Raw genomic sequence first — 17231 nt, forward strand, 5'->3', positions numbered from 1 at the left:
ACCGGCCCCCGTGACGAAGGGCATCCGGCCGAACGGGCTATTTACGCCGCGGCGGCAAGCCTCGACCCTGCATCCACTCAACGGGCAGGGAACGCACATGAAACAGTTTTTCCGCGACCGGCAGGGGTCGCTGCGCAACGGCTGGTGGATCCTCCTTTTCCTCGCCCTGTTCGTGGCGAGCCAGCCGGCGTACACCGTCGCGTCCAGGGCGCTGCAAGGGCTGGGCGTGGACAAGTCGTGGCTCGCGCCGCTGCCGGTGGTGTTCCTGGTGCTGGTGACCTGGGCCTGCCTGCGGTTGCGCAGGGAGCCGCTCGCCGCGGTCGGGCTTCGGCTGGATCTTGCGTGGGCGCGCGGCGTCCTCGGCGGCGCGGCCCTGGGTACCGCGCTGATCCTGATCGTGGCAGGCCTGATCGCGCTTGCCGGCGGCGTCCGCTTCCGTCTCGATCCGGCGCGGGGCCTCGGCGCGCTGGCCATGGGCGCGTGGGCGTTCGTCTGGGTCGCGCTGCTGGAAGAACTGCTCTTCCGCGGCTTCGTATTCCAGCGCCTGATCGATGGCCTCGGTCGCTGGCCTGCGCTGCTGGCGATGGCGCTGCTGTTCGCGCTCGCGCACTGGGGCAACCCCGGCATGGACGGGCCGACGCTGACCTGGGCTTCGATCGACACCGTGCTCGGTGCGCTCCTGCTGGGCCTTGCCTACCTGCGCACCGGCTCGCTGGCGCTGCCGATCGGCATCCACTTCGGCTGGAACTGGGCGCAAGGCGCGCTGCTCGGCTTCGACGTGAGCGGCTTCGGCCAGGCCGGCTGGCTGCTGCCGGAGCTGCTCGGCAAGCCGCAATGGCTCACCGGCGGCGCGTTCGGCCCGGAAGCGAGCGTGTTCGCGGTGTTGGTGGACGCGGTGGCCGTAGGGTTGATGTGGAAATGGAAAGGGAGCGCGGATGCGCGCTCGATGGCGCCGACGTCCGCGTAGCTGCCAGCCCAAAGCCCCAGTCGCGTCCTGCGCAACCGAAGGTGGCTGCGGCGCGGTTGTGCGGAGCGCCAGCGAACGGCCGATGGCGCTCCTGTCATCTCATCCAAGGACCGACAGTGCTCGACGGGCAGTGGTGGCCAGCGACTGGTAAAGCAGGCCCAACACCCAGCGGATGAAATCCACCGTCAGTGCTTGCAGCCGGGAGTCGGCCAAGGCCCGCGATTGAGGTCGCGGCCTGCGGCTTCGCTTCTGCATACTTGGCGCACCAACACACGCAGGAAGCCCCATGGACGCCAGGGACGCATTTCGATCCGAGTTGACTGCCGCGACACTTCGCGCTGCCAGGGAAGCGGTCGCCCGCTTCGGTTCCGAGCGGATCTATTCGTTCGCGCTGTATACCAACGGCGAATACAACTACCTGTTCGCCTCGGTTTCGACGCAGGCCGGGCTCGAGCGGGTCGCCCGCAACTATCTGGAGAAGCCGGATTTCCGGCGCACTTGGAAAACCCTCGATGTCGCGATGGTGCAGCTGAAATGGAGCCCCTGCGATTCGCCACACCACGTGGCGCTGGAAGATGGCTTCGCTGCCGCGCAGGCGCAGCTGGACATGCTCTGGGACGCCATCGACGAGGACGACGTGGACGATGAGGATTTCGACGATGAGTGGGGGGACGACGACTATTCGCGCTTGTGCGATTTCGTCGTCCAGGCGAGCGCAGAAGCCCTCGATGGCGTGCGGCGCGCGGGCATCTTCGACGAGGGCGTGACGTTCAATATCCTCATGGGTGACCAGGGCGAAGACGAGCGGCTGCACTATGCCGCGGCGTTGAACGACGCGGCAGTGGTCCGGCGGCTGCGCGAGGATTTCGGCGTCGCCGCCCGGCACCGTAGCGTGAGAATGGAAGACGATCCCGCGTGACGGCCACTGCGGAGCAGCGCGCCCTGCGCTGGCGTGGGTGCCCGGGCTGGCGCCAAACCAGCGATCGAAGCTCCGCTTCCGCTTCCGCTTCCACTGTCGCTCACGCACACCGGCGATCTGCGCGCACGTGAACTTCGAGAGCTTGCACTTCGTCACTGAACAGATGCCGCCGACGTCGAGGCAAGCCGCAAGAGCGGCCGCAGCGGAGAAGAACGCCGAACGAGCGCGATCCCCGAACGAGGGGAGCGGAAAGCCGCGCTTCGCTCAGAACAGATCGATGCTGCCGGTGCTCACCGGCTCGGCGGCCAGCGCGCCGCGGCGGACCAGTTCCTCGTAGCCGTGGGTGCGGTTGCGGCCGTGTTCCTTGGCGAAGTAGAGCGCCTTGTCGGCGCGGTCGATGACCGTCTCCGGGTAATCGCCCATCGCGGCGAGCGCGTAGCCGACGCTGACGGTGACGTGGCCGACCTGCGGAAACAGGTAGCTGGCCACCCGCTGGCGGAAGCGTTCGAGCGCTCCGCGCGCCTCGGCTTCGTCGTGGCCGGCCAGCAGCACCACGAACTCCTCGCCGCCGAAACGGAACAGCACGTCGCCCTGGCGGAAGCTGGCGCGCATCTGCTGCGCCAGCAGCAGGATCACCTCGTCGCCGTAGATGTGGCCGTAGGTGTCGTTGATGCGCTTGAAATGGTCGATGTCGAAGATTGCCAGCCACACGTTGTCCGGGCCGGCGTAGCCGGCGCGGCGCTCGTCGGGCGCCCGCGCCGGGACCGGATGGTGGAACAGCCGCTGCAGGTGGCGCTCGAAAGTGCGCCGGTTGTACAGGCCGGTGAGCTTGTCGCGCTCGCTCTCGTTGAGCAGGGTGATGTAATTGGCGTAGATCCGCGCGAAGCCTTCGGCCAGCGCATGGGCGCCGTCCAGCGGCGTATCGGATTCCAGTTGCAGCGCGCCCAGCGCGCGTCCTTCGTGCAGGATCGGCACGTACAGGCGGTGCTCGTCGGCCAGCGTCTCGGCGAAGCTCTGCTGCTGGTCCATGCAACGCCATACGGGATCCAGCGCGGGATCGTCGGCGTCCGGCTCGCCGGCGTGCAGCGAGAACACGCCCTGCGCATCGGCGGCGCATCGCACCAGGCTTTCCAAGCGGCGGCCGTCGGCTGCCCGCTTGCACAGCACGACCGCGCACGCCGGTGCCAGCTCGGCCAGCGACAGCGCCAGGCTGTGGTCGAGCGCGTCGATGTCGCGGTGGTGGGTGAAGGCGGCGACCGAGGCGAGCAGACGCGCCTGCGCCGGCGCCATCGGGCTTCGCGGCGCCGGCGCCAATGCGGACAAGGCGCGCGCCGACGCGGCTTCCTGCGCAACGATGTCGTATGCCACGGACATGCCCGGCTCCCGGGGATGGCTTCAACGCTTGGCCGTCGCTCGCGCAACGGAACCTTCGCCTGACTTATCGGCGGCCGCAGCGTGCACTTGAGCGGTTCGAACCAAACGGCACGCCGTGCCGAGACGCAAATTTTTTTGCCGCGCGCTTGACGGGCCTTGCGCGAGGCTGGCGGCCATCCGCCTCGCCGAACGGAGCCACGCCATGCCGAACAATCCCCAGCATCCCGAGCCGCCGATCGCCCAGCCTGGCAAGCTGCGGCCCGACGAGGAAATCCGCAACCCTGGCCATGCCAGTCCCGCGCGGGACGCCGATCCGGACCCGCTTGGAAGCCCGCTGGAAGAAAACGATCCGTTACAACCGCCGCCGCCCTGAGCATCGCCACGGCCCACGGGTCCCGGGCCGCGACCGCGTAAGCGGTGAGATGCCGCGCCGGACGGAAAAGCGTGGTGCCGCGCAATCGCCGGGCGACGGGCCGGGCTAAACTGCCGCGCATGGCCCCTCCTCCCCGCAAGCGCCAGCGCCGCACGCCGCCGACCACGGCGCGACCGCGCCCCGCCGCACCCACTCCTGCCCGCCCGATCCGCCCGGCCGACAGCTCGACCCGCGCCACGCGGGTGCTCGACCTGCTGCTGCGCCCGTTGCCGCCGCACTGGCGCGAAAAGGCCGCGGACTACCTCGTGCTCACCCGCATGGATCGGCCGATCGGCGCGCTGCTGCTGCTGTGGCCGACCTGGTGGGCACTGTGGCTGGCCGCCGGCGATTTCCCGCCGTGGGGCGCGCTGGTGATCTTCACCCTGGGCGTGTTCGCGATGCGCTCGGCCGGGTGCGCGATCAACGATTTCGCCGACCGCAAGCTCGACCCGCAGGTGGCGCGTACCGCCGGGCGGCCGATCGCGAGCGGCCGGGTGAGCCCGCGCGAGGCGCTGATCGTGTTCGGCGCGCTCCTCGCGTTCGCCTTCGTGCTGGTGCTGTTCACCAACGCGCTGACCATCAAGCTCTCCTTCGCCGGCGCGGCGCTGGCGGCGATCTACCCGTTCACCAAGCGCTGGACCTACCTGCCGCAGGTGGTGCTCGGCGCGGCGTTCGGCTGGTCGATCCCGATGGCGTTCGCGGCGGTGACCGGCACGGTGCCGCCGCTGGGCTGGCTGCTGTTCCTGGGCAACATCCTGTGGTCGGTGATCTACGACACCGAGTACGCGATGGTCGATCGCAACGACGACCTCAAGGTCGGCGCCAAGTCCACCGCGATCCTGTTCGGCGATGCGGACGTGCCGATCCTGGGGATGCTGATCGGCACCTTCCTGCTGGCCATGCTGTTCGTCGGCCAGCGCGCGCAGCTGCCGTGGCCATACTGGCTCGGCCTGCTCGCCGCCGCCGGCCTGTTCGGCTACCAGCTGTGGCTGATCCGCACTCGCGCCCGCGACGCCTGCCTGGCCGCGTTCCGTCACAACAACTGGGTCGGCCTGACGTTGTGGATCGGCATCGTGCTGGGCCTGGCCGTCAAGTGAAGCGCGCCCCCTTGTAGGAGCCCGCTTGCGGGCGATGCCCTGATGCAGGCCGGAACCACAGCATCGCCCGCAAGCGGGCTCCTACAAAGGGCGCTGCCGCGGCGCAGGCGCCCGCGCCAATGCCCACACATCCACCCGCGCCACGCCCGCCCGCTTAAGCACCCGCGCGCACTCGGCCAGCGTCGCGCCGGTGGTCATCACGTCATCCAGCAACGCCACGTGCGCCGGCAGCGCCAGCCCTTCGCACAGCGCGAATGCCCCGCGCACGTTGCGACGCCGCGCCGCCGCATCCAGCTCGGTCTGCGCTTCGGTAAAACGCGCGCGCAGCAGTCCGTCATGCCGCACCGGCACGCCGAGTGCACGACCGAGCGGCCGCGCCAGCTCCAGCGACTGGTTGTAGCCACGCTGGCGCAGGCGCGAGCGATGCAGCGGCACCGGCAGGATCAGCGCCGGCCGTGCGACCGGCGGCGCCGCGCACTGCCACAGCCGCGCCAGCGTGCGCCCGGCCGCCAGGTCGCTACCGAACTTGTAGCGCGCCTCCAGCCGGTCCAGCGGCCAGCCGTAGCGAAACGGTGCCCAGGCCGCGTCCCACGGCGGCGGCTTGCGCTGACACCGGCCGCACATCGCCACCGCGCTGGGCAAGGGCAGCGCGCACCGCGCGCAGCAACTGGTGTTGCGGGGCAGCTCCGCGGCGCAGGCGTGGCACAGGTCCAGCCCGTCGCCGCCGGCATCGCCGCACAGCAGGCAGCGCCACGGCAGCAGCCAGGCGTGCAGGCGGGAGAGCAGATGGGCAAGCGCATCCATGCGCATCGGGGATGTCAGTCCTTGGGCTTGTACAGCGCCGCGTCGAGGATCGACCACAGGTGGATGATCCAGCCCATCCAGACGACCCATAGTGCCGCGGCGAGCACGAACATGATGATCGCCTTGAGCAACCGTCCCTGCACGAGCTGGCCCAGGCCGGGGATGAAGAAACTGCACACCGCCGCGATGACATTGCCGGTGCTGCCCTGACCTGCGCTCATCTGGTTGCTCCGTTGGGGGTGGAGGCCTCGATGGTAGCGGACCGGCGTGGATGCCACCGCGTCAACCCTATGCATTCGACATCAGTTGACAGAGGCGGGCCCCCTTCCCACACTGCCGCGTCCTCACGCGGAGTCGCCATCCCATGTCCCCTGCCCCGATCCGCCACGACTGGACACGAGCGGAAGTCGCCGCGCTGTTCGCGCTGCCGTTCAACGACCTGCTGCACCGCGCCCATACGGTGCACCGCGAACACCACGATCCCAACGCGGTGCAGGTGTCGACCCTGCTCTCGATCAAGACCGGCGGCTGCCCGGAGGATTGCGCCTATTGCCCGCAGGCGCAGCGCTACCAGACCGGCGTGAAGGCCGAGAAGCTGATGAGCGTGGAGGCCGTGCTGGAACGCGCTCAGGCGGCCAAGGACGCCGGCGCCAGTCGCTTCTGCATGGGCGCGGCCTGGCGCAGCCCGAAGGACCGCGACGTCGCCAAGGTGGCGGAAATCGTCTCCGCGGTGAAGGCACTGGGCCTAGAAACCTGCGCGACGCTGGGCATGCTGAGCGGCGAGCAGGCCGGCACGCTGAAGCAGGCGGGCCTGGACTACTACAACCACAACCTCGACAGCGCGCCGGAGTTCTACGGCCAGATCATCCACACCCGCGAATACCAGGATCGCCTGGACACGCTCGAACACGTGCGCTGCGCGGGCCTGAAGACCTGCTGCGGGGGCATCGTCGGCATGGGTGAATCGCGCGAGCAGCGCGCCGGCCTGCTGCAGACGCTGGCCAACCTGCCCGAGCACCCGCAGTCGGTGCCGATCAACCAGCTGGTGCAGGTCGAGGGCACGCCGCTGCACGGCACCGCGGCGCTGGATCCGTTCGAGTTCGTGCGCACCATTGCGGTGGCGCGCATCCTGATGCCGGCCTCGATGGTGCGCCTGTCCGCCGGCCGCCAGCAGATGGACGAGGCGGTGCAGGCACTGTGCTTCCACGCCGGCGCCAACTCGATCTTCTACGGCGAGAAGCTGCTGACCACCGGCAACCCGGACGTCGCCGCCGACCGCGCGCTGTTCGCGCGGCTGGACCTGCATCCGCTGGACGTGGTGGAGCATTCGGGCACGGTGCACGCCGACACCCTCGAATCCGCCTGACCGCGGCCATGCGCGCGGACCTGCTGCAGCGGCTGGCCGTCCAGACATCCGAACGCGCACAGGCGGACCTGCTGCGCCGCGCCCGCGCCATCGACCACGCCCAGGGCCCCTGGCTGGAGATCGGCGAGCGCCGCCTGCTCGCCTTCTGCTCCAACGACTACCTGGGGCTGGCCCAGCACCCGCAGCTGATCGCCGCGTTCAAGCGCGTGGCCGACGACGAAGGCGTGGGCAGCACCGCCGCGCACCTGGTCTGCGGCCACCGCCGCGAGCACGCGATGCTGGAGGACGCGCTGGCCGACTGGACCGGCCGCGAGCGTGCACTGCTGTTTTCCACCGGCTACATGGCCAACCTGGGCGTGCTGCAGGCGCTGCTCGGCCGCGGCGACCTGTGCGTGCAGGACAAGCTCAACCACGCCTGCCTGCTCGATGGCGCCACGCTCGCCGGCGCCACGCTGCGCCGCTATCCGCACGGCGATGCCGCGGCCGCCGCCCGCCAGCTCGCCGGCATGCCGGACGCCGCCGCGCTGCTTGCGACCGACGGCGTCTTCAGCATGGATGGCGACCGCGCGCCGCTGCGCGAACTGGCCGCAGTGTGCCGACGCGAAGGCACCACGCTGATGGTCGACGACGCGCATGGCCTGGGCGTGCTCGGCCCCGACGGCGCCGGCGGCGTCGCCGAAGCGGGACTGGGCCCGCGCGACGTGCCGGTGCTGATGGCCACGCTGGGCAAGGCGCTCGGTACCCACGGCGCCTTCGTCGCCGGCTCCGCCGCGCTGATCGAAGGGCTGACCCAGTTCGCCCGCACCCATGTCTACACCACGGCCATGCCACCGGCCGTGGCCGCCGCGACGCTCGCGGCGGTGCAACTGGCGCGCAGCGAACACTGGCGGCGCGAAAGGCTCGCCGCGCTGATCACCCGCTTCCGCGCCGGCGCGGCGCAGCTGGGCCTGCCGCTCGCCGCCTCGGACACGCCGATCCAGCCCTTGCTGCTGGGCGATGCCGCCGACGCACTCGCGGCAGCGCACGCGCTTGAGGCACAGGGCCTGCTGGTGACCGCGATCCGCCCGCCCACGGTGCCGGCCGGCCAGGCGCGCCTGCGCATCACGTTGAGCGCAGCGCACGAGGACGAGCACGTCGACCGCCTGCTCGACGCGCTGGCGACCCTGCCGCGGGGCGAAGACGGCGCGCCGGTATAATCGGCGGCTCGCCGTATCCCATTCCCATGATCGTCAACGTCGCCGCCTACCGCTTCGTCCCGCTCGCGGACCTTCCCGCGCTGCGCGCATCCCTGCACGCCCGCGCCGACGCGCTGGCGCTCAAGGGCACCATTCTGCTCGCGCCCGAGGGCATCAACCTGTTCCTGGCCGGTACCCGCGAGGCGATCGACGCCTACCTCGGCTGGCTGCGCGAAGACGCGCGCTTCGCCGACCTGCCGGTGAAGGAATCGCTGTCGGCGGACGTCCCGTTCGGACGCCTGCGGGTGCGGCTCAAGCGCGAGATCATCACCCTGCGCGCGCCGGTCGCGCCCCACCAGGGCCGGGCGCCTGCCGTCGAGGCGGCCACGCTCAAGCGCTGGCTCGACCAGGGGCATGACGATGCCGGTCGCGAGGTGTTGTTGCTGGATACGCGCAACGACTACGAGACCGACGTGGGGCGCTTCGCCGGTGCGGTCGATTATCGACTGGCGAGTTTCACCGCATTGCCCGAGGCGGTGCTCGCCGACCGCGAGCGCTACCTGGGCAAGACGATCGTCTCCTACTGCACCGGCGGCATCCGCTGCGAGAAGGCCGCGCTGCACCTGGCCGGGCTGGGACTGGGCGAGGTGTTGCAGCTGGAGGGCGGCATCCTCAAGTACCTCGAAGACACCGACGGTAGTCACTGGGAAGGCGATTGCTTCGTGTTCGATGGGCGAGGGGCAGTGGATCGCACCTTGCGACCGACTGAGCTCCCTCTCCCCTCCGCGGAGAGGATTGGGGTGAGGGACGGCTCTTGCGCGGAACCCGCATCGGAAGCCCCGGCACTGACGCCCTTCACCTCGAGCCCCGACCCCTCACCCCAGCCCTCTCCCCCAGCTTCGACAAGAGCCGGGGGAGAGGGAGCAATAGCATGACCCTGCATATCGACAAGCTGGGCCACGGCCCGCAACCGCTGGTCCTCCTCCACGGCTGGGCCATGCACGGCGGCGTATTCGCGCCGCTGGTCGAGGCGCTGGCCGCGCAGTGCACGCTCTACGTGGTCGACCTCCCCGGCCACGGCCACTCGCGCGCCTGCGGCCTGCCGCTGGAACCACACACGATCGCCGGTGCCATCGCCGCCGCCACGCCTCCGGCTCCCTGGCTGGGCTGGTCGCTGGGCGGCCTGGTCGCACTCACGGCGGCGCTCGACATGCCGACACAGGTACGCGGCCTGGCGATGCTCTGCGCGACGCCCAGGTTCGTGCGCGGCGCCGACTGGCCGCACGGCAGCGACGCCACCCTGGTGCACCAGCTCGCGCTCGACCTGGAAACCGACTACCACGCCACGCTCGAGCGCTTCCTCGCGCTGGAGGCGATGGGCAGCAACGACCCCAAGGCCGAGCTGCGCCGCCTGCGCGCGGAAGCCTTCGAGCGCGGCGAACCGGAACTGCGCGTGCTGCAGGAAGGCATCGGCCTGCTCGAAGGCAGCGACCTGCGCGCGCGCCTGCCGCAACTGGCCATACCCAGCACGTGGATCGCCGGCCGCCGCGACCGGCTGGTGCCGCCGGCCGCCATGGCCTGGTCGGCCGAGCGCTGCGGCGGCCACTTCGTGGAAATCCCCGGCGCCGGCCACGCGCCCTTCATCGGCCACGCCGATGCCGTGGCCGAGGCACTGCATCCCCTGTTCGCGGACATCCCGGCATGAGCACGTTCCATCTCGACCGCGCCCGCGTGCGCCGCAATTTCGCGCGCGCCGCGGCGACCTACGAGCAGCACGACGTGCTGCAGCGCGAGGTGCAGGCCGATCTGCTTGGCCGTCTGGACTTCTATCTGCAGACGCCCGAACGCGTGCTGGACGTCGGCGCCGGCACTGGCCGCGGCAGCGCGCTGCTGAAGAAGCACTACCCGAAGGCGCAGGTGATCGCGGTCGACCTGGCGCAGCCCATGCTGCACGCAGCGCGCAAGCACCAGGCGCTGCTGCGCCCGTTCCAGCGCGTCTGCGCCGAGGCCACCGCGCTGCCGCTGCCCGACCGCAGCGTCGACGTGCTGCATTCCAACCTGTGCTTCCAGTGGATCGACGACCTGCCCGCGCTGTTCGGCGAGTGCGTGCGCGTGCTCAAGCCCGGCGGCCTGCTCGCCTTCTCCAGCTTCGGCCCCGATACGCTGAAGGAACTGCGCGCCGCCTGGGCGGCGGTCGACGAGCACTCGCACGTCAGCCGCTTCCTGGACATGCACGACGTGGGCGACGCGATGATCAACGCGGGCCTGCGCGACCCGGTGCTGGACGTGAACCGCTACACGCTCACCTACAGCGAGCCGCGCGCGCTGCTGAAGGAGCTCAAGGGCCTGGGCGCGACCCATGCCGACCGCGGGCGCGAGCGAAATCTCACCGGCAAGAGCCACTACCGCGGCATGCTCGCCGCCTACGAGGCGATGCGTGTGGACGGCCGCATCCCGGCCACCTGGGAAGTGGTCACCGCGCATGCCTGGGGCCCGCCGCCCGGCCAGGCACGCCGCACCCCCGAAGGCGAGATCGCCACCTTCTCGCTGTCCAGCCTGCGCGGCTCGCGCCGGCGCTGACGCACAGCTCCCCCTGTGGGGGCGTACCTGTGCGCGACCGTGAACATCCCGGTCGCGCACAGGTGCGCTCCTACAACAAGCCAGGCGCCTCGGGCATGTCCGCGGTGATGCGGCCGGCGCCCTTCCAGCCGCTCGCGCCACGCAGGGAACGGACGCTCCACCGCGTAATGGAGCGCCACGCCCCCTGTAGGAGCGCACCTGTGCGCGACCGTGAACCTCCCGATCGCGCACGGGTGCGCTCCTACAACAAGCTAGGCAGCCTCGGGCATGTCTGCAGTAATGCGCGGCCGGCGCCCATCCAGCCACTCGCGCCAACGCAGGAACGGCCGCTCCACCGCGTAGTACAGCGCCGCACCGGCCGCCAGTACGCCAACCGCGTACAGCGCGAACGCGCTCAGCCCATGCAGTTGCCACGGACCCACCCACCACGTCGCCACCGCATGCAGCGCCAGCTTGTGGCTGAGGTACAGGCTGTAGGAAACCCGCGCCAGCCAACCCGCCCCCGGCACCGCCCAGCCCGCGGGCAGCGCGGTGGCCGCGCCCACGCACAAAGCCAGCGCGAGCGACAGCAGCGGATAGCCCACTACCGAGGGCCAGAACCCCAGCCGCTCGCGGAACAGGCACCACGCCAGCGCGAACAGGCCCAGCCCCGCCATGAGCACCACTCCCGCATGCCGCTGCAGGTGCATCCAGGCTTGAGGCCGGCCCACGCGCAGTGCCGCCAGCGCCACGCCGGCGAGCAGGCCGTCCAGCCGCGCCCAGGTCGGGTAGTAGATGCCCTCGACGAAGCGCAGGCCGAACGCCGGCCCTGGCTGCCCGATCACCGGCCCCATCGCGTGCAGCCACACGTAGCCGCGCACGGCCATGCCGATGGCGGCCACGCCCAGTCCCACCGCCAGCGCCTTGCCCAGCGATGGCCGTCGCACCAGCCACCAGGCCAGCCACGGGAACAGCAGGTAGAAGTGCTCCTCCACGCACAACGACCAAGCGTGCGAGAACGCCTTGTCGTGTTCGTAGTCGATCAGCAGGTTGAGCGTGAAGCTCAGGAACTGCCACGCCGGCGCCAGACCCGGCGCCTCGCGCAGCGCCGGCCAGGCCAGATACATCGCGAGCACCGCCAGGAAGGCCGGCAGGATGCGGAATGCGCGGCGCCGGTAGAACGCCGGCCACGCCAACGCCTCCCCGCGCGCCAGCGACGCCAGCAGCGGGTAGCCGATCAGGTAGCCGGAGAGGACGAAGAACAGGTCCACGCCCATCCAGCCGTCGTTGCCCAGCCAGGCGAAACGCTCGCCCAGCCCGCCGACCACGTAGGAGTGGAACAGCATGACCCACACGATGGCCCACGCGCGCAGCAGGTCCAGGCCGGGAAGGCGTTGCATCAGGAGTCCTTGTCTACGCCACGGAAACGGCAGTCTGCCGGACCGCGTGGAGGCGGTTCGGGCAACGCCGGGGCAGAACACGGGCTTGCGCAAGGCCGGTTCAAGACGCCTCGCTGGCCAGCAGTGCCGCACGCAGCGCATCGACATAGGTGCGGCTGGCGCGCAGCACCGTACCGTCGCGCAGGCGCAACAGGTGGTCGCGGTTGGACAGCGCCTGCATTTCGGCCACGCGATCGAGCCGCACGATGGCGGAGCGGTGGACGCGTATGAACTGCGCCGGGTCCAGCCGTCCGGCCAGCCGCTGTAGCGGCTCGCGCAACAGGTGCAGTTGCTCGCCCACGTGCAGGCCGGCGTAGTCGCCCTGCGCCTCGATCCAGTCGATCTGGTCCGCCTGCACCAGCCGCACGCGGTGGCCAAGGCGCACCTGGAACCGCGTGGCATGGCGCGATGCGCGCGCCGGCGCGTCGCCACGCTGCCACGCCAGCGCCTGGCGCGCGCGGTCCAGCGCGTCGGCGAAGCGCTCCTCGTCGATCGGCTTGAGCAGGTAGTCCAGCGCGCGCAACTCGAAGGCGCGCAGCGCGAACTGCTCATAGGCGGTGAGCAGCACGGTGAGTGGGCGTCGCTCCGGCGGCAACGCTTCGAGCACGTCCAGACCGCTCAGGCCCGGCATCTGCACGTCCAGGAACAACAGGTCGGGCGCCTGCGCCTGCAGTGCAGCGAGCGCGGAAGGCCCGTCCGTGCACTCGCCGACCAGCGTGACATCGGCATGGCCGGCCAGCCGGGCGCGCACGCCGCCGCGGGCCAGCGGCTCATCGTCGACGATGAGCACGCGTAGGGTCATGCGGGGGCGGCCATGGTGCGGAACGGCAGGCTGATCTCGACCCGGCAGTTGCCGCCGGGCGCCAGGCAGAAGTCGAACGCGTGTGCCGCGCCATACAAACGGGCCAGCCGTTCGCGCACATTGCGCAGGCCGATCGCCGGATGCGGCTCGTCTTTCGCCGGCACCGGCACGCCGTCGTTGAACAGGTGCAACGTGAGGCGTTCGCCCGCGCGCTCGACCTGCAACCGCACCCGGCCACCCTCGGCGCGCGGCGCGATGCCGTGGCGGATCGCGTTCTCCACCAGCGGCTGCAGCAGCAGGGCCGGCACCGCGGCCTGCAGCAGCTCGGGCCCGACGCGCAGTTCCAGTGCGAGGCGCTCGCCGAGGCGAATCTTCTCGATATCCAGGTAATGCCCGGTCAGCGCCAGTTCCTCGGCCAGCGGCACCTCGTGCGCCTCGCCGCGCTCGAGCGTGGCGCGCAGCAGGTCGGCCAGCCGCGCGAGCATCCGGTTGGCGTCCGTGTTGCGCCGCTCGGCGACCAGCGTGGAGATCGCGTTGAGCGTGTTGAACAGGAAGTGCGGGTTGAGCTGGTAGCGCAGCGCGCGCAGCTCGGCGTCGCGCGCCGCGGCCTGCGCCTCGCGCACCCGCGCGCGCTCGGCCTGCAGCGCCAGCGTGTGGTCGACCACGGCGTGGATGGCGCAAAAGGCGATCAGCGCGAGCCAGCAGCCATCCAGGCTGCCGAACAGGCGCAGCCAGTCGAACCGCGGCAGCGCGTGCCAGTGCAACGCCAGCAGCTCGGCCAGCGCGTTGTTGGCCAGCGACATCAGGTAGGTCAGCGCCAGCAGCGCAAAGACCGCGAGCGGCCATGGCGCGCGCCGGCGCAGCCAGCGCTGCACGAAGGTGAGCGGCAGCGTCCACAGCAGATAGGCCGCCGCGTACAGGACGCGGAAGGCCACGGCGTGCGCGTGGCCCACCTCCGGCAGCGCCATCACCGTCATGCACGCGACCATCGGCACGCCGGCCAGCCACGGCAGCCAGAACGGCGCGACCACCGGATCGGCGCTGGAACGGAGCATGCGGATTCCCCTCGAGGCGGGAGGCCCGGACGCCCCCCGCACGCACTTTAGCGCGCCCGGTCCGGGTAGCTCGAGTAAGCCATCGCGCTGATCTTCCAGCCGTCGTTGGTGTGCACCAGCTGCCAGGTTTCGCTGCCGACGTTGTTACGCTTGCCATCGACCAGGAACACAAAGTCGAAGTACACCGCGGCCACGGCGCCATCGGTGTGGATGCGCACGTTCTCGAATTTCTCCTCGATCGGCTGCTTGGCGCCCGCCACGAAGCTGGCGAAATGCCGGTAGTTGTCCGGATGCACGCGCGAAAGGTCCGGCTTGCGCGCCTTGATCTGCCTGAAGGCATCCTCGCCCAGCACCTCGAACCACGAACCACCCTGGTCGACGAACAGAGCTTCCAGACCCTTCTGGTCATGCGCGACGATCGCGGTCTTGAAGCGCTCGATGAGCTGTTCGATCTGCGCCTCGTCGGGTCCGGCGGCGCGGGCCGGGCTGTTGAGGGCCAGGCCGGCGAGGCCCGCGAACAGGACGGAAAGTAGCTGCTTGTTCATGCATCGCTCCGGTGGGTGGGAGCGTCATTGGGACCCACGTGCGGACCGGGCCGCCAGCGCGCTGCGGCGGACCGTGCCCGGTGGTCGGCGAAGCGGTGCCGCCATGACCGATAGCGCGATCTTCACCCCCGCCGGCATAAGGTGGGCGACCTCATCCACTTCCGAAGGAGCCGCGATGGGGCTGCAAGGCAAGGTCGCGCTGGTCACCGGCGCGGCGCAGGGCATTGGCCGCGCGATCGCGCTGCGGCTGGCGCAGGAAGGCGCGTCGGTGGTGATCGAGGACCGCGTCGCCAACGACCGCGCCCGCGAGACCCTCGCGCAGGTGCAGGCCACCGGTGCACGCGCCTGCCTGATCGAGGGCGACGTCGCCCAGGTCGAGGCCGTCCGACAGGTGATGACCGAGGCGGTGGCGCAGATGGGCCGGGTCGACATCCTGGTCAACAACGCGGGCGTGGAGCGGCGCGCCGGGTTCCTCGACGTCACCGAGGCCGATTACGACCTGGTGCTGGACGTCAACCTCAAGGGCGTGTTCTTCCTCACCCAGGCGTTCGCGCGCCACGTACGCGATCGCGGCGACGGCGGGCGCATCGTCAACATCAGCTCGGTGCACGAGGAACTGCCGTTCCCGCACTTCGCCAGCTACTGCGCCAGCAAGGGCGGCGTGAAGATGCTGATGCGCGACCTGTCGGTCGAGCTTGCCCCGCTGGGCATCACCATCAACAACATCGCGCCCGGCGCGATCAAGACACCGATCAACGCGCACCTGATGAGCGACCCGGCGCTGATGACCGCGCTCAAGCGCAACATCCCGCTGCAACGACTCGGCTCGCCCGAGGAGGTCGCCGGCGCGGTGGCCTTCCTGTGCGGCGATGACGCCAGCTACATGACCGGCAGCACGCTGTTCATCGACGGCGGGCTGCTGTGGAACTACTCCGAGCAATGACCGACCAGACCAAGCGCCAGAACGAGGAGAAGGCGGCCAGCGTCCCCAAGGCGGACACCCTCACGCCGGCGGACCGCTACCAGGAGCTGTTCATCGCGGTGCAGATGGGCTGCGTGTTCACCGACAGCAAGACCTTCGTCGACTGCGTGCCGCGCGGCGACCCGGAGGACATCCTGGAGCAGTACCGCGAGCAATGCGACGACGACGGTTTCGACCTGGCCGGTTTCGTGCACGCGAACTTCGACCCGCCGCAGGTGCACACCAGCCACTACAAGTCACCGCCGGGGCAACCGCTCAAGGCGCACATCGACAGCCTGTGGGACGTGCTCACCCGCCACCCGCGCCAGCATCCGCCGAACGCGTCGATCCTGCCGCTGCCCAACGACTACGTGGTGCCCGGCGGGCGCTTCGCCGAGCTGTACTACTGGGACTCCTACTTCACCATGCTGGGCCTGGCCGAGAGCGGCCGGCACGACCTCTTGGCGTCGATGGCGAATAACTTCGCCTACCTGATCGACACCTACGGCCACGTGCCCAACGGCAACCGCACCTATTACCTCAGCCGCTCGCAACCGCCGGTGTTCGCGCTGATGGTGGAACTGTTCGAATCCAACGGCGTGTGCAAGGCGATCGAATACCTGCCGCGCCTGCGCAAGGAGTACAACTTCTGGATGGCCGGCGCCGAGGAGATGCGCCCGGGCGACACGCGCGGCCACTGCGTCTGCCTGGACGACGGCAGCATCCTCAACCGCTACTGGGACGACCGCGACACGCCGCGCGAGGAGTCCTACCGCGAGGACGTGCTCACCGCGCGCAAGTCCGATCGACCGGCGCACCAGGTGTACCGCGAACTGCGCGCGGGCGCAGCCTCGGGCTGGGACTTCAGCTCGCGCTGGTGCGACGGCTCGGAGCTGTCGACCATCCGCACCACCTCGATCCTGCCGGTGGACCTCAACTGCTTCCTGTACAAGCTGGAGCGGCAGATCTGCCTGCTCAACCACGCGGTGGGCCAGCGCAAGCAGGCGGAGAAGTTCCAGCAGCGCGCCGAACTGCGCAAGCAGGGCATCGAGCGATTGCTGTGGAACGAGCAGGCCGGCGCCTTTCTCGACTACGACTTCGAGCGCGCTGCACCGCGCGAGGCACTCAACAGCGCCACCGCCGCGCCGCTGTTCATCGGCTTGGCCAGCCGCGAGCAGGCCCAACGCACCGCCCAGGCGCTGCGCGACCGCTTGTTGCGCGAGGGCGGCCTGGGCACCAGCGAACAGGACAGCGGCCAGCAGTGGGACCAGCCCAACGGCTGGGCGCCACTGCAGTGGATGGCGATCCGCGGCATGCGCAACTACGACATCGACGCCGACGACATCGCCTGCCGCTGGCTGCGCACGGTGGGCGCGCTCTACAAGAAGGAGAGCAAGCTGGTGGAGAAGTACGTGGTCACCCACGACGGCGAGGACGCCGAGGGTGGCGGTGGCGGCGAGTACCCGCTGCAGGACGGCTTCGGCTGGACCAACGGGGTGACGCGGCGGTTGCTGCACGAGGATCCGGGCAACGAGGCCAACGAAGCCAAGGCCGCGAGCAAGTCATAGTGCACGTAGGGTGGGCTTCAGCCCACCGTCGCCCCGCCGCAAGCGCGATGACGGGCTGAAGCCCGCCCTACCTGTCGCTCAGAGCCGTGGCCTCGAAGGGATCGTGCGCTGCCGTCTTCATCGCCAGCGAACAAGCCACGACCGCCGTAGGGTGGGCTTGAGCCCACCGCCGCCCCGCCGCAGGCCTG

The 17231-nt window shown here is 70.3% G+C and carries 18 protein-coding genes; 11 read left to right on the plus strand and 7 right to left on the minus strand.

Annotated elements, in window-relative coordinates:
• Positions 1-97: 97 nt before the first annotated feature.
• Positions 98-967: a lysostaphin resistance A-like protein gene (locus tag ACFWZ3_RS08435; protein WP_439707290.1), complete on the plus strand. Its 870-nt coding sequence runs from the start codon at positions 98-100 to the stop codon at positions 965-967.
• Positions 968-1253: 286 nt separating this feature from the next.
• Entirely contained in the window at positions 1254-1886 is a 633-nt protein-coding gene (locus tag ACFWZ3_RS08440; RefSeq protein ID WP_439707291.1) for a DUF4303 domain-containing protein, read from the plus strand.
• A gap of 264 nt (positions 1887-2150) precedes the next feature.
• Here the strand turns inward: ACFWZ3_RS08440 and ACFWZ3_RS08445 are convergent, their stop codons facing one another.
• Entirely contained in the window at positions 2151-3260 is a 1110-nt protein-coding gene (locus tag ACFWZ3_RS08445; RefSeq protein ID WP_439707292.1) for a diguanylate cyclase, read from the minus strand.
• A 202-nt stretch (positions 3261-3462) separates the two neighbouring features.
• Here ACFWZ3_RS08445 and ACFWZ3_RS08450 point away from each other — a divergent pair, with 202 nt between their 5' ends.
• Together ACFWZ3_RS08450 and ubiA are read left to right on the plus strand one after the other, a co-directional pair.
• Positions 3463-3633 carry a hypothetical protein gene (locus ACFWZ3_RS08450; protein ID WP_439707293.1) on the plus strand — a complete coding sequence of 57 codons (171 nt, stop codon included), beginning with the start codon at positions 3463-3465 and terminating at the stop codon, positions 3631-3633.
• A 206-nt stretch (positions 3634-3839) separates the two neighbouring features.
• The gene (gene ubiA, locus ACFWZ3_RS08455; protein WP_439707338.1) at positions 3840-4769 is read left to right on the plus strand and encodes a 4-hydroxybenzoate octaprenyltransferase; all 930 of its coding nucleotides are present in this window, start codon (positions 3840-3842) and stop codon (positions 4767-4769) included.
• Positions 4770-4850: 81 nt separating this feature from the next.
• On the opposite strand, the gene ACFWZ3_RS08460 is transcribed toward ubiA, so the two are convergent.
• A complete protein-coding gene (locus ACFWZ3_RS08460) occupies positions 4851-5573 on the minus strand; it encodes a ComF family protein (protein ID WP_439707294.1) in 723 nt (240 codons plus the stop codon).
• A 14-nt stretch (positions 5574-5587) separates the two neighbouring features.
• Complete coding sequence (locus tag ACFWZ3_RS08465; RefSeq protein ID WP_439707295.1) at positions 5588-5794, minus strand: hypothetical protein; 207 nt, start codon at positions 5792-5794, stop codon at positions 5588-5590.
• Positions 5795-5937: 143 nt separating this feature from the next.
• Between ACFWZ3_RS08465 and bioB the strand changes: the two genes are divergently transcribed.
• From bioB to bioC, 5 genes are read left to right on the plus strand one after another with little or no spacing between them, the layout of a single operon-like run.
• Positions 5938-6939 (plus strand): biotin synthase BioB, encoded by a 1002-nt coding sequence (bioB, locus tag ACFWZ3_RS08470; protein ID WP_439707296.1) that lies wholly within the window; start codon positions 5938-5940, stop codon positions 6937-6939.
• Between the two features lie 8 nt (positions 6940-6947).
• Positions 6948-8135, plus strand: a complete 1188-nt coding sequence (gene bioF, locus ACFWZ3_RS08475; protein ID WP_439707297.1) for an 8-amino-7-oxononanoate synthase — start codon at positions 6948-6950, stop codon at positions 8133-8135.
• A gap of 26 nt (positions 8136-8161) precedes the next feature.
• Positions 8162-9049 carry a sulfurtransferase gene (locus tag ACFWZ3_RS08480; RefSeq protein WP_439707298.1) on the plus strand — a complete coding sequence of 296 codons (888 nt, stop codon included), beginning with the start codon at positions 8162-8164 and terminating at the stop codon, positions 9047-9049.
• The gene (gene bioH / locus ACFWZ3_RS08485) at positions 9046-9819 is read left to right on the plus strand and encodes a pimeloyl-ACP methyl ester esterase BioH (protein WP_439707299.1); all 774 of its coding nucleotides are present in this window, start codon (positions 9046-9048) and stop codon (positions 9817-9819) included. Before ACFWZ3_RS08480 ends, bioH begins: the two co-directional genes overlap by 4 nt.
• Positions 9816-10694 (plus strand): malonyl-ACP O-methyltransferase BioC, encoded by an 879-nt coding sequence (gene bioC, locus ACFWZ3_RS08490; protein ID WP_439707300.1) that lies wholly within the window; start codon positions 9816-9818, stop codon positions 10692-10694. The genes bioH and bioC overlap by 4 nt, the downstream gene beginning before the upstream one ends.
• 251 nt (positions 10695-10945) lie before the next feature.
• Here bioC and ACFWZ3_RS08495 read toward each other — a convergent pair whose 3' ends face one another.
• From ACFWZ3_RS08495 to ACFWZ3_RS08510, 4 genes are all read right to left on the minus strand, one after another.
• Positions 10946-12073, minus strand: a complete 1128-nt coding sequence (locus ACFWZ3_RS08495) for an acyltransferase family protein (RefSeq protein WP_439707301.1) — start codon at positions 12071-12073, stop codon at positions 10946-10948.
• A gap of 100 nt (positions 12074-12173) precedes the next feature.
• The gene (locus ACFWZ3_RS08500; protein ID WP_439707302.1) at positions 12174-12914 is read right to left on the minus strand and encodes a LytR/AlgR family response regulator transcription factor; all 741 of its coding nucleotides are present in this window, start codon (positions 12912-12914) and stop codon (positions 12174-12176) included.
• Entirely contained in the window at positions 12911-13969 is a 1059-nt protein-coding gene (locus tag ACFWZ3_RS08505; RefSeq protein ID WP_439707303.1) for a sensor histidine kinase, read from the minus strand. Before ACFWZ3_RS08505 ends, ACFWZ3_RS08500 begins: the two co-directional genes overlap by 4 nt.
• A gap of 47 nt (positions 13970-14016) precedes the next feature.
• Positions 14017-14514, minus strand: a complete 498-nt coding sequence (locus ACFWZ3_RS08510) for a hypothetical protein (protein ID WP_439707304.1) — start codon at positions 14512-14514, stop codon at positions 14017-14019.
• Between the two features lie 175 nt (positions 14515-14689).
• Between ACFWZ3_RS08510 and ACFWZ3_RS08515 the strand changes: the two genes are divergently transcribed.
• Both ACFWZ3_RS08515 and treF read left to right on the plus strand, forming a co-directional pair.
• Complete coding sequence (locus ACFWZ3_RS08515; protein ID WP_439707305.1) at positions 14690-15457, plus strand: SDR family NAD(P)-dependent oxidoreductase; 768 nt, start codon at positions 14690-14692, stop codon at positions 15455-15457.
• Positions 15454-17043, plus strand: a complete 1590-nt coding sequence (treF, locus tag ACFWZ3_RS08520) for an alpha,alpha-trehalase TreF (RefSeq protein ID WP_439707306.1) — start codon at positions 15454-15456, stop codon at positions 17041-17043. The genes ACFWZ3_RS08515 and treF overlap by 4 nt, the downstream gene beginning before the upstream one ends.
• The last annotated feature ends 188 nt before the right edge of the window (positions 17044-17231 follow it).

The organism is Frateuria sp. GZRR35 (genome assembly GCF_051900415.1).
In the GTDB taxonomy this organism is placed as follows: domain Bacteria; phylum Pseudomonadota; class Gammaproteobacteria; order Xanthomonadales; family Rhodanobacteraceae; genus Frateuria_A.

Coding starts and splice junctions, on each gene's coding strand:
- ACFWZ3_RS08510 (WP_439707304.1), bottom strand. CDS start 14,514: ATGAACAAGCAGCTACTTTCCGTCCTGTTCGCGGGCCTCGCCGGCCTG.
- ACFWZ3_RS08460 (WP_439707294.1), bottom strand. CDS start 5,573: ATGGATGCGCTTGCCCATCTGCTCTCCCGCCTGCACGCCTGGCTGCTG.
- bioB (WP_439707296.1), top strand. CDS start 5,938: ATGTCCCCTGCCCCGATCCGCCACGACTGGACACGAGCGGAAGTCGCC.
- bioH (WP_439707299.1), top strand. CDS start 9,046: ATGACCCTGCATATCGACAAGCTGGGCCACGGCCCGCAACCGCTGGTC.
- bioF (WP_439707297.1), top strand. CDS start 6,948: ATGCGCGCGGACCTGCTGCAGCGGCTGGCCGTCCAGACATCCGAACGC.
- ACFWZ3_RS08450 (WP_439707293.1), top strand. CDS start 3,463: ATGCCGAACAATCCCCAGCATCCCGAGCCGCCGATCGCCCAGCCTGGC.
- ACFWZ3_RS08480 (WP_439707298.1), top strand. CDS start 8,162: ATGATCGTCAACGTCGCCGCCTACCGCTTCGTCCCGCTCGCGGACCTT.
- ACFWZ3_RS08435 (WP_439707290.1), top strand. CDS start 98: ATGAAACAGTTTTTCCGCGACCGGCAGGGGTCGCTGCGCAACGGCTGG.
- ACFWZ3_RS08505 (WP_439707303.1), bottom strand. CDS start 13,969: ATGCTCCGTTCCAGCGCCGATCCGGTGGTCGCGCCGTTCTGGCTGCCG.
- ACFWZ3_RS08500 (WP_439707302.1), bottom strand. CDS start 12,914: ATGACCCTACGCGTGCTCATCGTCGACGATGAGCCGCTGGCCCGCGGC.
- bioC (WP_439707300.1), top strand. CDS start 9,816: ATGAGCACGTTCCATCTCGACCGCGCCCGCGTGCGCCGCAATTTCGCG.
- ACFWZ3_RS08445 (WP_439707292.1), bottom strand. CDS start 3,260: ATGTCCGTGGCATACGACATCGTTGCGCAGGAAGCCGCGTCGGCGCGC.
- ACFWZ3_RS08440 (WP_439707291.1), top strand. CDS start 1,254: ATGGACGCCAGGGACGCATTTCGATCCGAGTTGACTGCCGCGACACTT.
- ACFWZ3_RS08465 (WP_439707295.1), bottom strand. CDS start 5,794: ATGAGCGCAGGTCAGGGCAGCACCGGCAATGTCATCGCGGCGGTGTGC.
- ACFWZ3_RS08515 (WP_439707305.1), top strand. CDS start 14,690: ATGGGGCTGCAAGGCAAGGTCGCGCTGGTCACCGGCGCGGCGCAGGGC.
- treF (WP_439707306.1), top strand. CDS start 15,454: ATGACCGACCAGACCAAGCGCCAGAACGAGGAGAAGGCGGCCAGCGTC.
- ACFWZ3_RS08495 (WP_439707301.1), bottom strand. CDS start 12,073: ATGCAACGCCTTCCCGGCCTGGACCTGCTGCGCGCGTGGGCCATCGTG.